Here is a 12,152-nt window from a genome sequence, read left to right on the forward strand (position 1 = left end):
CCACGACCACCTCCAAGATCAGACCTTGGGGACAGTCTGCTGGCCGACGGGCAGCAGGTCGATTACCCGGCCAAGGCGGCGTGACAAGCCACTAGCTGTCAGAAAGAGCGCCGCCGCTCAGTCTCCATGAGGCCGAGCCAGGCCGTGGTCATAGGCGAAGATCACCGCCTGGATGCGGTCGCGGGCGCCGATCTTGGCCAGGACGCGGCCGACATGAGTCTTCACCGTGGACTCCGACAGGACGAAGCGGGCGGCGATCTCGCCGTTGCTCCAGCCCTTGCCGATGGCGACGAGGATCTCGCGCTCACGGTCGGTGAGGGAGCTCAAGCGCGGGTCCTCAGCGGAGCCGTGGCCGCCAAGTGGCACGAGACGGGCGAACTCGTGCAGGAGGCGGCGGGTGAGCGCGGGGGCGATCACAGCGTCTCCGACGGCCACGGCCCGGATGCCCGCAAGGAGTTCCTCGGGGCGGGCGTCCTTGAGGAGGAAGCCGCTGGCTCCGGCGCGCAGAGCCGCATACACGTACTCGTCCAGGTCGAACGTGGTCAGCATCAGGACGCGCGAGCGATCGCCGGCGGCGACGATGCGGCGGGTGGCCTCGATGCCGTCCATGCCCGGCATGCGTACGTCCATGAGGACGACGTCGGGCCGGAGCTCGGCGGCCTTGCGCACCGCTTCCGCTCCGTGCGCGGCCTCGCCGACCACCTCCGTTTCGGGCACGGAGTCCAGGAGCATGCGGAAGCCGTACCGCTGGAGCGGCTGGTCGTCCACGACGAGGACGGTGGTCACCGGGCACCGCCCTGGGGAGTGAGGTCGAGTGCGGCCCGTACCGTCCAGCCGCCGCCTGCGGGACCCGCGCTTACGTGTCCGCCGTAGAGAGCCGCTCGTTCCCGCATGCCCACCAGGCCGTGTCCTTCCTCGTTCGCCGTGCTGGGACGCTCGGCCGGGACGAGTGGGCCGGAGTCCTGGACGGTGATGGTCAGCCGCGTGTCCTCCACGGCGATAGCCAGGTTCACATGCGCGCCGGCGCCGGCGTGTTTCAGGGTGTTCGTCAGGGCCTCCTGCACGATGCGGTAGACCGTGAGCTGGACCCCGCTGTCGAGGGCGTCTACGTCTCCGGCGGTACGGTAGACGACCTCCAAGCCGGCGGCGCGCACCCCTTCGCACATCGCGTTGATGTCCGCGAGACCGGGCTGCGGGCTCAGCTCGGGCTCGGCCGGCGGGCCGTCCACCTCGCGCAGCACGCCGAGCACCCGGCGCAGTTCGCCCAGGGCCTTGCGACCGGTGTCGCCGATGAGGTGGAGGGCCTCCCTGCCCCGCTCCGGAGCGACCCCGGCGGCATAGGCACCCGCGTCGGCGAGCGTGATGATGACGGACAGGTTGTGGCCGACGACATCGTGCATCTCACGGGCCACCCGTACCCGTTCGGCCGCGACTGCGAGCCTGCCACGCTGGTCGCGTTCGATCTCCAGCCGGGCCGCACGGTCCCGAAGCCCGGCCAGCTGAGCCCGCCGGATACGGATCATCAGGCCGAGCGCGAGGGCCGCGGTCGCCGTGCTGAGCAGGAAGAACAGCGCGTCCCAGACCGACACCGCCACCGACACCCGTGCCGCGACCAGGCCCACCGCGCCCGCCGTGGCCGCACAGGCCCACGGCAGCTGCCGCAGCCGCCCGTGCAGGGCCAGGCTGTACAGGGCGACGAAGAGGGCGACGTCCGCACGGAGCGCGGCGCCGAGGGACCACTGGAGGACGAACACGGCCGCGATGGCGCCGAACGCGGCGGCGGGCGCCCGGCGCCGCCACAGCAGCGGCAGCACCAGCCCGGCCTGCAGGGCCAGCATGCCCGCCACGGGAAACCGGGTGAACACCAGGCGGAAGCGGCGCGGACCGTCGCCTTCCCCGTCGATCGCGCCGACCGCGTGCAGCAGGTCCGGCAGGCAGAACATCAGGAAGACCAGCACCACGACCGCGGTGTCCAGCACCCACGGACGGGCCCGGTCGGCATGCCGGAGCCGCTGGCCGGCCCGGCCGAGCCGGGCGACCAGCGGCCCCATCCCGCTGAGATCTTCGGTGGTCACGGAGTTCACCTACCCATGATGCGGGTGGCTGCTCAGACGTCGCTGCGCCGCAGCCGGTACGCCGCTGCAGCCAGCGCCAGTGCCGTCCAGCCGAGGAAGACCCAGAGCCCGGCGCCCGGCGACAGGGTGGTCGAGTCGTGGGTCAGGGCGAAGATCGACTCGCCGGCGTGACTGGGTAGATAGGGGTCGATGTTCCCGCTCCATGAGCTGGGCAGCAGGGAGATCAGTCCGGGTACGAGCATGAGGGCGGCCACCAGGACCGAGATACCGCCGGCCACGGACCGCAGCAGCGCGCCCAGGGCGGTGCCGATCACGCCGACCAGGCCCAGGTAGAGCCCGGCGCCCAGCAGACTGCGAAGGACACCGGCGTGGCCGAGGCCCATGGCGGCGGGCGTGCCGGAGACGACCTGGCTGCCTACGAGGAAGGCGACGAACGCGCCGACGGTGGCGATCACCAGCGTGACCAGCCCGTACACAGCCGCCTTGGACCACAGCACGGGCAGTCGGCGCGGCACCGCGGCCATGGTGGAGCGGATCATGCCGGTCGAGTACTCGCCCGCCGTGACCAGCACGCCGAGCACGCCGAGGGCCAGCTGGGCGAAGTTCGTGCCGAAGAGGGACAGACTCACGGCCGTCGCGTCGGCGAAGTCGCCGTGCATGGGGCGGCCGGAGTCGATCCCGGACTTGTAGCGGCTCGCGGCGATGACGCCGAAGGCGACGAGGAACAGCAGGCCCAGGCCGAGAGTGATCCAGGTGGAGCGCAGAGACCACAGTTTGGCCCACTCCGAGGCCAGCACGCGCCGTCCGGTCACCCGGTAGGCGGGGCGGGCCGACGCGGCCTGGGCGGTCTCGGGGGACTCCGGGGTTGCCGTGAGGGTGCTCATGCCGCGCTCCCGGAGGTCTCGGTGCCGGTCGTGGAGCCGTGGTATTCCACAGCGTCCCTGGTCAGTTCCATGAATGCCTCCTCCAACGACACCGCCTTCGTGGTCAGCTCGAACAGCGGAATCCCGTGCTCGGCCGCCTTCAGCCCGATCTCGCGGGCGGACAGCCCGGTCACCTGCAGTTCCTCGGAGCCCACGCGGCCGGTGATCTCCACGCCGTATCCGGCCAGTACCTCCCGCAGCCGTGCGGGGTCGTCCGTCGCGACCTTCACGGCGTCGCCGCCGGCCTCGCGGACCAAGTCACGTACGGTCGTGTCGGCCAGCAACCGTCCACGGCCGACGATGATGAGGTGATCAGCCACCAGTGACACCTCGCTCATCAGGTGCGATGAGACGAACACCGTGCGCCCTTCGCTCGCGAGGGAGGTGAGCAGGTTCCGGATCCAGAGGACGCCCTCGGGGTCCAGCCCGTTGACCGGCTCGTCGAGCATCACGGTCTGCGGATCGCCGAGCAGGGCGGCCGCGATGCCGAGCCGCTGGCCCATACCGAGGGAGAAGGCACCGGCCCGCTTCTTCGCGACGCTGCCGAGACCGGCAAGGTCGATGACCTCGTCGACCCGGCGGCGCGGGATGCCGTGGGTGAGGGCGAGGGCCCGGAGATGGTTGTAGGCCGAGCGGCCAGGGTGGATCGACTTCGCCTCCAGCAGCGCCCCGACCTCCTGGAGCGGCGCCTGGTGGCGGGCGTAGCGCCTGCCGTTCACCGTGACCGAGCCGCTCGTCGGAGCGTCAAGCCCGACGATCATGCGCATCGTCGTGGACTTGCCCGCCCCGTTGGGGCCGAGGAAGCCGGTCACCGTGCCCGGCTTCACGGTGAAGTCCAGCCCGGCGACGGCTGTCTTCTCCCCGTACCTCTTGGTGAGCTGCTGTGCCTCGATCATTCGCGTTCCCTCTTTCGGACTCCGGCGCGCCCTGGGCGCCTGACGCCTCCTCCGTCACGCTAAGCCCGCGATCTGCCGGATCCGGTGGTACCGGGGACTGAACACTGCCAGGCGGGTGGTACCGGGGTACTACAGCCCCGCTGGCGGCGGGGCGTGGTGCCGGGATACCAGTGACACGGGCGGCCGTCATCGGCTAGGGGAAACCCCAGGGGACTCCTCCATGACCACCTCCTGATCCTGAACCGCGTGCAGCGCCCGGACAGCACCTGGCAAGCGCTCTACACCCTCACGATGACCACGGAGGTGTGTGAGGAGCTGGGCCTGGCGACGGTGCCCCGCGAGGTGACGCCGGGCCTGCGACCGGCAATGGAGATAGCCGGAGTCGGCTACGAGCTGATCGACTGGTCCTCACGCACGCTGACGACGACCACCACCACGACCAGGCGGCGGCGCCGACGCCGTCGGCCACCCGGGCCGGGGCGCCGGAGACCGCCACCCCAGTAGTCGGCGCGGTGAGTGCCGCCGCCGTCCGTGTGCGGAGTCGCACGCTCGGTACGGCAATTACTACGAAGAGTTCCTAGTAATCGATGTTCGCGGCACGTATATGCGGATGAGGCGGTATACCATTTCGTAACCTCATTGGAGTTCTCTCTTCATGTCTTGCGGAGCCGACGCCGGATCCCAGCAGCCCAATCCCCATGCCGATCCGGTTCGCGCCCGCGGGTGTGAGGAGTGCCGGGAGTGGGGCAGCGTGGTCAATGACGAGGGCGGGCACGAACTTTGCCCCAACTGCCAGACGGACGTGGTCGGGGCTGAGTCGGCCGCACGTTCGCCGCGGACTCGAGACGGCGGCGGCCGGCCTGGTTCGGTTCAGGCCGGAGGCGCTCAGCAGGTGATTGACGACGCGTGCCGGTGAGCGGCCTGTCATGGCGGGCCGCTCACGGGCCGCCTTCGGAGACGAGGGGTTGCCGGCTCAGGCCACCGAGTTTGGAACGGTGGTGGACTTCCCGGGTGAGCGGATGAGACGGCGGGCCACCAGCGTGATCGCGGTCCAGGTGGGAATCAGGTCCGCGGGCCTGGATACGCCCAGGGCGGGTCCGCCAGGATGCGTTCCAGAGATCGTTGACCCAGCCGGCTCATAGTCGGGTTGCTTTCGATGTAGTACCAGACCAAGCCCATCGCTTGAACGAAAGCCCACGCTTTGCCTCGCTGCCATTCAAGGTCGTCGCAGCCCAGGCGATCGCGGAGCACCTGCCGTGGCCCGGCCTCAAGCAAGTGCCACGCGCTCACAAGATCCAGCGAGAGGTCAGCCGGCGCGAAACTGCCGACGTCGAGGATCCCTGCAAGCCTGCCGGCAGACACGAGCATGTTGCCAGGAATCAGATCACCATGAGCCATGACGTCCTCGGGCGCACTTCGTGGCAGTTCACGCGCAGTTGACCAGATGTGGCGAAGCCGAGGAACATCCAAGAGCCGCTCACTGTGCCTGAAGCAGGTCTCCATCCACGCGTCATGGGACTGCAGGTCGCCGCCTCGACCCGTGCCGGCAAACGTGCGGCCCGCCGTGTCGATCGCGCGTAGATCACCGATGAGATCGGCCAGGTCGCGGGCGAAGGCAACAGATTCGCCCGGGTCCTCGTCGTCGGCCACGGTCCCGGGAAGCCACGTCTGCACCGACCATGGGAGTGGGTAACCTGCCCCGGGTTCACCAAGCGCGACCGGCTCGGGCGTGGGGAAACGAATGCGACCCACCAGCTCGCGAGCCGCTTCCACTTCGCACTCCAGCCGGCGTCGCGCCGACTCGACGTCTGCGGACTCAAGAGGGAATCGGGCTGCGAACCGATCGCCAATGCGGAAGATCGCGTTGACCGTCCCCTGCGCAGCGATGCTCCTGATGGGCAGGCTCCGCCACTCAGGAAACTGCTGATCCACCAACGCGCGCACCGTCGTCGGTGGCACCGTCAGCTGGTTGGCGTGCATCTTCACGGTGGAAGCATCCGCGTCACACTCTTGAACCGCAAGCCGTTTTCATTGCGCAACCCTCCAGGTGCAGGTGGTCTGCTGGCTGTTTTTTCACGGCTTCTGATCTGCGACATCGGGAGTTTTGTCACCCGGACGCCGTCCGCGCGGTGTGGGAAGACGCCGTTGCCGTGCCCGCCCATCCCTCGGGCATGGCGACCTCATCGTGATGGGCGGCTCCTGCAGCGCACCTGGGAACACGCGATCCCCAAGTCGGAGCGGGCGGCCGGGCCCAGGGCCAGCATCCAGTTCCTGCTGGACGGCGTGCGCTCAGCCGGCACCCGGCCCCCCGCCCGCCGCTCCGGAGACCCCGCCGGAGCCGACGTGACCTGGGGGAACAGCAAGTCGCACACCTCAAACGCGAGTTCGGGTCCACATGTGCATCGGGTCCGGCCCGTGCCCGAGTCCGCCACACCCACGGACCGTGGTGGGACACGGAGTTGATCCCACCCCTTGTCCCGCAGCCCGTCGGCACCGAAGAATGCGCACGGCAACCATCGGCTACAGACGTCACACCCGGCGTCGGCAAGGGGGCTCCACCCAATGTCACCTGCAGCACCGATGACACGCACGACACGTCGCTCACCGAGGATCGGCAAGGCGCTCACCGGCGCGGCGTTCGCGCTCGCCCTGGTCGGCGCGGGCGCGGCACCCGCCGTCGCCGGGACTGCGGGCGGGGACGCCGGCACCCGCACGAGACCGAACGACGCGCCCGTCACGTTCGCCGGCACCGTCGCGCTCAGCAACTGTTCCGGCTCCGTCGTGCGCACCCCGCAGTCACAGCCCGACGACCCCGCCCTCGTGCTGTCCAACGGGCATTGCATCGAGGGCGGCTTCCCGAAGGCCGGCCAGGTCATCGTGGACCGGCCGTCCACCCGCACGTTCAAACTCCTCGACGAGGACGCCGGGGTGCTCGGCACGCTCCAGGCCGACCAGATCTCGTACGCGACAATGACCGACACCGACGTCTCGCTGTACCGGACGACCACCACCTACGCCGAGATCGAAAGCAAGTACCACGTACGGCCGCTGCTGCTCGACCCGCGCCACCCGCGCAAGAACACCGAGATCACCGTGACGTCGGGGTACTGGAAGAAGCAGTACAAGTGCTCCGTCGACGGGTTCGTGGACCAGCTCAAGGAGTACTGGTGGACCTGGAAGGACTCGGTGCGCTACACGCCCGGGTGCGAGACCATCGGCGGCACCTCCGGCTCCCCGGTGATCGACGACCACACCGGACGCGTGATCGCCGTCAACAACACCCATAACGAGGACGGCGAGCAGTGCACGCTCAACAACCCCTGCGAGGTCGACCGCAAGGGGCTCATCACCGTCCGCTACAACGCGCGCTACGCGCAGGAGACCTACGGGATCGTGCCGTGCGTCGTCGACGGCAGCAAGCTCGACCTGGGCCGCAAGGGATGTGAACTCCCCGAGCCTCAGGCCTAGTCCGCAGAGGGCGTACGCCGTACGGATCCTCGATGACGAACCGCCCGTCGATCAGCACGTGCGGGATGCCCACCGGCAGGGTGCGCGGCGCCTCGACCTCGTCAAGGGAGCCGCAAGTGGTGCGATCTCCGCCGACTATGTGTGCAGCACCTTGTAATCGCATTCGGGACAGGAGATTTCATGGCAGACACCGCGCTGACCGCACGCACCGGCTGGTTCCACGCCGCCGCGAGTCTGCTGCTCGGAGTCGTATCCGTGGCAGCCCTGGCGGTCAACTTCCTGCTGGCGGTGCCGGTTGGGCTCGCCGCGGTCGGCAGCTCGTTGGTCGGCCGCCGACGCGACGCCGAGCACCGCGGCATCCACAGCGCCGCGCTCATCATGGGTGCCGTCGCCGCCGTGGCGGGACTGCTCCTGGCGATGTTCCTGCTGTCGGCCACCACCGACGTCAGCAGCACCAGCGTTCCGGCCCCGTGAACCACCGGGGCAGCACTGCCTGATCGCGGCCCATGGGCCCCGTCCGCCGGCCCAAGGCGGACGGGGCTTCTTGCGCGTTGGGCGCTGGGGACAGCTCGTCATGTTCCTGGTCGGTGATGCGCGTGATGATGTGCTCGACGGCGACCGCCAACCGCTCGTTGTCCTCGGCGGCCCGGGACCGGCCGGCTGCCGCAGCGTCGGCCTGCAGTTCGCGCATTCGGGCGAGGGTGTCGCGGTGAATGGGAAGGAACTGCCGATCGCCTTGGAAGTCCTGGCAGAAGTAGCAGCCGTCCGCCGAGGTCTTCGGGCAGGGCCGCGAGATGTGCCGGCAAGGCTCCGGCCGGTGCGGCTGAATGAGCGCCACGTGCCGTCGGTGAAGGGCCGTCCACCCCGGGACGCCGACGGGGCCTTCGGCCAACACCCGGAGTCGCGCCTTCGTGTTACGGCACCGGCAGGCGCCGTAGTAGACGTGGGGCTGTGCTGCGGGACATCGGCGCGGCCAGGACACGGGCGAGACGGGTGGCCGCACGACCGCACAACTTCCGTGCCGCCTCCGAGATCTGGCCCGTCAGCCGCACCGTCCGACGCTGATGACGTCGGCGTGGGGCATGATGAACGGACGAGCACGGCAGCCTTGCGGATCTTGAGGCTTAGACAACTCCATGATCCACATGTGCCGTGCTCGTTTGAGTTTCCCCTCCCATCCCGCCGTGATCAAACGGGCGAAGCGAACTCTCCCCGGGGTTCTGAGCCGAGTTGAGTTAACGGGTCACGGCTTACTGCCCGTTGTTCGGCACCGCGTCCATGACGGTCAGCGTCATGCTGTTGTTCTTGTAGGACACCCGGAACAGGTAACCGCCCACGTTCAGGACCCGGTTCTCCGGGAGCGCGTGGAAGGCGCCCTTGATCGAGCTACCGCTCATGATCGTGAACACGGTGCCCGGGGTCAGCTTGCCCCGCACGTCCAGGTCCAGCTCACCGTCCAGCACCAGGCTCCCCGCCGCCCGGACGCTCGTGCAGTCCCGGTCGCCGGAGATCGTGACGGCAACGCGACCCTGCTTGCCGATGGTCGCGTTCCCGCCGACGTTCAGGACATTGCCTGCGGCGCCGGAAGCGCCGGTGATCTGCGCGGCCTCGTCGGCCGTGAGACCGGGCCGCAGCACGCCGCCGCCGACGTTGATGCTGCCCCCCACGGTGCCGCTGCCGCCGAGCGATCCGCCGCGCACGTCGACAGCGCTGGCGTGCGAGCCGACGATCGAGAGTTTGCCGTCGAGGACAGTGCTCGTCCCGTGCCAGGTCTCGCTGCCGGTGAGGAACAAGGTGCCGGCGCCACGCTTCGTGAGGCTGCCCTCGTAGGCGCGGGCCTCGCGGGCCTGCTCACGGCGGACCCCGATGGCGTAGTCCGACTTGTCGGCGTCGCTCGCGCCGGCCGGCAGGCCCTTGGTCCAGCCCTTGGCGGCCTTGGTCGCCGCCCAGGCGTCCGCCTCGGTGGCGTCCTCATGCTGGCGGGCCCGGATCGCGACGTCCGAGATGTCGTTCGACCACACGTCGTCGCGCCCCTGCGTGTCGACGACGAACGGCCCCAGGAACTGTCCCGGGCCGTTCATGGCCTCCCGCAGGCTGACCGTGCCCCAGCCGTTGCGGCTGTCCGGCACCTGCACGATCTGGCCGCTGGCGGGGTTCAGCACGGCGTTGCCCGCCGCGTCATTGATCGTGTTGTTCTGCCGGCCGGTGGTGAACATCGTGTAGAGCGCCTGCTCGTTGGTCATGTACGGGAAACGCTGCATGATCAACGACAGCGCGGCCGCCGAGTGAGGACCGGCCATCGACGTCCCCGACGCACTGCCGTAACGGGGCTCGGGCACGCCGGCGACGACCGACACGGTCGTGCTGTTGATGCTGTTGGCCGGCGCCGTCACGCAGGACCACTTCGCCACGCCGCACTGGTTGAACGTCTGCTGGCCGGGGACCAGGACGGAGCCGTCAGGGTTGAGCGTGCGCCCCTGGGTGGGGTTGATCCCCGACGTCGTGTACCAGCTACCCTCCAGTTCGGGCATGAAGTACGGAGCCGCGCCTCGCGGCGACGGGTTCACGTAGCCACTGTTACCGGCGGTGAACTGGATGACCGTGCCGGAACGCGCGGCTTCGATGGCACCGTTCAGCCAGTGGGCGGCGCTGCCGTTCGCGTCGACGACGCCGTCCGGAGTGGACCAGAGGCGCCATGCCGTGTTCAGACCGAAGCCCGCCGGGCTGCCGGACGGCGTGTCATACGTGTTGTAGTTTTCCGTGTTGGGCTGGCTACCCCAACTGCTGGTGATGATCCTGATGGGCTTGTCGTTCGCCGTCTTGGCGGAGTTCACGGCCCGGTAGACATTGCCGATGTAGGCGTCGTCCGGCGTCTGCGCGGCGGTCGCGTTCGCCGGCAGGAGACCGTAGAGCACGCCGTCCGTCTTGCCGGTGTTGCCCATGTACACGTTGCTGTTGAACGCGACGCCGTGCATGTTGGCATCCGGCCCGGCCGGTTGCGTCTCGCCGACGCCGTCGCGGCTCGCACCGATGGTCCCGGTGACGTGGGTGCCGTGGCTGTCGTTGAACGCCGGGTTGTAGAACCCCGGCGTGGGGCCCGTCTGGCCGCCCTGGGCCTCCACTGAGAAGTAGCGGTCTCCGACCGCGTAGTTCGTGTCCAGGCTTCCGTGCTCCCGGACGTGCCCGGCGAAGACGCCCGAGTCGACGACGCCGATGTTCATCCCGGTGCCGGAGTAGCCTGCGGCGTAGGCGAATTCGGCTCCCATCGACGCCAGGCCGGCGTCCCGGTTGAACTCAGGGGTACGCCAGCTCGCCGCGTCGCCGAGCCGGCCGGGATCTCCCTCGTACGTCTTGATCGGCGGTGGCACGGGCACCTGCCCCATCGCCGGCTGCGCGGCGACGCCGAGCACCACTATCGGTATCAGCGCTGTGATCAGCGCCGGCTTCACGCGTTTTGTGTTCGGCACTTCGACCCCTTCCAAGATCGATCGCGCCGGATGCTATTCCTCCTTCAGGAGCGGTTCAAGGCCTCGGCGGGCACGTTATCCATCCATCGAGGTCCATGAGTTGGCGGAGGCGGTAGAGGGTGCCGGGTATGGGTGGGTCGTGGAGAGTGCCCTCGTGCCGGCCTCTGGTGCCCACCGCACCTACCGGCGACTTCCCGCCCGTCGTCACGAGTAAGCGTTCGCTGGGCCGTCCCGCCAACCGCATGGCCGGAGGCTTCGCTCTTCGCATGGCCGACCGCGTCTACGAGCAGGCGGTCGTAAAGCTGCGCCACCGCCTGAAGCTGCCGCCACTGTCCGCGGCTGCGATGCGCCGACGGCAGGAACAGGCGAATTGGCCCATCCTGCACGGCTTCAGCACGGCACTGGTGCCTCGCCCCTCCGACTGGCGCTCCGGCCTGGAGGTAGTGGGCACCTGGTGGCCCCATCAGGATGCGTCTGAACGGCTGCCCACGGGCCTGGAGGACTTCCTTCGTGCCGGACCCCGGCCCGTCCTCATCGGCTTCGGGAGCATGGCAGCAGGCGACGGGGAACGGCTGAGCGAGATCGCCGTGCGAGCCCTGCGCCACGCCGGGCTGCGCGGCATAGTCCAAGCCGGCAGTGCCGGACTCGCGGCCGACGGCGACAACGTGCTCACCCTTGGGGACGTACCGCACGCCCTACTGTTCCCACGGCTGGCTGCGGTGGTTCACCACGCAGGGGCCGGCACGTCGGCCGCGGCGTTACGCGCCGGAGTGCCCGTGGTCACCGTGCCGGTGACCGCCGACCAGCCGTTCTGGGCGGGACGACTTGCTGCCCTCGGCGCCGCCACAGACCCGATCCCCTTCCGATCCCTGAACGCCGAACGGCTCGCCGACTCACTCGACCAAGTCGTGAAGCAGCAGACATACGCACGAGCCGCCGCGAGAGGCACGCAACACATGGTGACCGAGGACGGAGCGGGCCAGACCCTCAAGGCCATCCAGCAACTGACCAACGGATGATGTCGATCCGTTCCCGACCGTCGTCACTCAACGTTGTGCTCCGCCAGCCTCCATATCGAATCACTGAGCCTTTCCAACCTGGCTTGCGGCGAGCTGAGTCGGCGTGAGGAGCGGGTACGAGAAAGGGTGAAGCCGAGCGCCGCGAGCCCGCAACACGCTGGCGCCGGTTGTCGGCCGGTCAGCAGGCACTGCTCGTGCAGGCGCATCTGCGGTGCGAGCACACCTACGCTCAGCTCGCGGCCGGTTTCGGCGTCGCGTCCACCACCGTCTACCGGTACGTGGTCGAGGCGTTGGTGGCCACCTC

Annotated in this window: 10 protein-coding genes and 3 pseudogenes; 6 read left to right on the plus strand and 7 right to left on the minus strand. The window is 69.2% G+C overall.

The window, feature by feature from the left end; genetic code table 11:
- Window positions 1-117: 117 nt before the first annotated feature.
- From ACIQFZ_RS21305 to ACIQFZ_RS21320, 4 genes are read right to left on the minus strand one after another with little or no spacing between them, the layout of a single operon-like run.
- Complete coding sequence (locus ACIQFZ_RS21305; protein WP_365430751.1) at window positions 118-786, minus strand: response regulator transcription factor; 669 nt, start codon at window positions 784-786, stop codon at window positions 118-120.
- Window positions 783-2,051 carry a sensor histidine kinase gene (locus ACIQFZ_RS21310; protein WP_402691958.1) on the minus strand — a complete coding sequence of 423 codons (1,269 nt, stop codon included), beginning with the start codon at window positions 2,049-2,051 and terminating at the stop codon, window positions 783-785. The genes ACIQFZ_RS21305 and ACIQFZ_RS21310 overlap by 4 nt, the downstream gene beginning before the upstream one ends.
- Window positions 2,052-2,107: 56 nt before the next feature.
- A complete protein-coding gene (locus tag ACIQFZ_RS21315; protein ID WP_365430755.1) occupies window positions 2,108-2,959 on the minus strand; it encodes an ABC transporter permease in 852 nt (283 codons plus the stop codon).
- Window positions 2,956-3,894, minus strand: a complete 939-nt coding sequence (locus ACIQFZ_RS21320) for an ATP-binding cassette domain-containing protein (RefSeq protein WP_365430757.1) — start codon at window positions 3,892-3,894, stop codon at window positions 2,956-2,958. The genes ACIQFZ_RS21315 and ACIQFZ_RS21320 overlap by 4 nt, the downstream gene beginning before the upstream one ends.
- Window positions 3,895-4,140: 246 nt before the next feature.
- Here ACIQFZ_RS21320 and ACIQFZ_RS21325 point away from each other — a divergent pair, with 246 nt between their 5' ends.
- Window positions 4,141-4,398: a hypothetical protein gene (locus ACIQFZ_RS21325; RefSeq protein ID WP_402691888.1), complete on the plus strand. Its 258-nt coding sequence runs from the start codon at window positions 4,141-4,143 to the stop codon at window positions 4,396-4,398.
- Between the two features lie 558 nt (window positions 4,399-4,956).
- Here the strand turns inward: ACIQFZ_RS21325 and ACIQFZ_RS21330 are convergent.
- On the minus strand, window positions 4,957-5,874 hold the full coding sequence (locus ACIQFZ_RS21330; RefSeq protein WP_402691959.1) for an aminoglycoside phosphotransferase family protein: 918 nt from the start codon (window positions 5,872-5,874) through the stop codon (window positions 4,957-4,959).
- Between the two features lie 139 nt (window positions 5,875-6,013).
- Between ACIQFZ_RS21330 and ACIQFZ_RS21335 the strand changes: the two are divergent.
- The 3 genes and pseudogenes from ACIQFZ_RS21335 to ACIQFZ_RS21345 form a co-directional block, all read left to right on the plus strand.
- A pseudogene (locus tag ACIQFZ_RS21335) lies at window positions 6,014-6,183 on the plus strand (alpha-ketoglutarate-dependent dioxygenase AlkB); the annotation flags it as partial.
- Window positions 6,184-6,504: 321 nt separating this feature from the next.
- A complete protein-coding gene (locus ACIQFZ_RS21340; RefSeq protein WP_383060439.1) occupies window positions 6,505-7,362 on the plus strand; it encodes a serine protease in 858 nt (285 codons plus the stop codon).
- Between the two features lie 180 nt (window positions 7,363-7,542).
- Window positions 7,543-7,836, plus strand: a complete 294-nt coding sequence (locus ACIQFZ_RS21345; RefSeq protein WP_402691889.1) for a hypothetical protein — start codon at window positions 7,543-7,545, stop codon at window positions 7,834-7,836.
- Here the strand turns inward: ACIQFZ_RS21345 and ACIQFZ_RS21350 are convergent.
- The gene (locus ACIQFZ_RS21350) at window positions 7,808-8,053 is read right to left on the minus strand and encodes a hypothetical protein (RefSeq protein WP_402691890.1); all 246 of its coding nucleotides are present in this window, start codon (window positions 8,051-8,053) and stop codon (window positions 7,808-7,810) included. The genes ACIQFZ_RS21345 and ACIQFZ_RS21350 overlap by 29 nt on opposite strands.
- A gap of 559 nt (window positions 8,054-8,612) precedes the next feature.
- Window positions 8,613-10,829 (minus strand): S8 family serine peptidase, encoded by a 2,217-nt coding sequence (locus ACIQFZ_RS21355; RefSeq protein WP_402691891.1) that lies wholly within the window; start codon window positions 10,827-10,829, stop codon window positions 8,613-8,615.
- A gap of 164 nt (window positions 10,830-10,993) precedes the next feature.
- On the opposite strand from ACIQFZ_RS21355, the pseudogene ACIQFZ_RS21360 reads away from it, so the two are divergent.
- Both ACIQFZ_RS21360 and ACIQFZ_RS21365 read left to right on the plus strand, forming a co-directional pair.
- Window positions 10,994-11,848, plus strand: a pseudogene (locus tag ACIQFZ_RS21360) (glycosyltransferase); the annotation flags it as partial.
- 131 nt (window positions 11,849-11,979) lie between these two features.
- Window positions 11,980-12,141: pseudogene (locus tag ACIQFZ_RS21365) on the plus strand (transposase family protein); the annotation flags it as partial.
- Window positions 12,142-12,152 lie beyond the last annotated feature (11 nt).

The sequence above is a fragment of the Streptomyces sp. NPDC093064 genome (assembly GCF_044754605.1).
Taxonomy (GTDB): domain Bacteria; phylum Actinomycetota; class Actinomycetes; order Streptomycetales; family Streptomycetaceae; genus Streptomyces.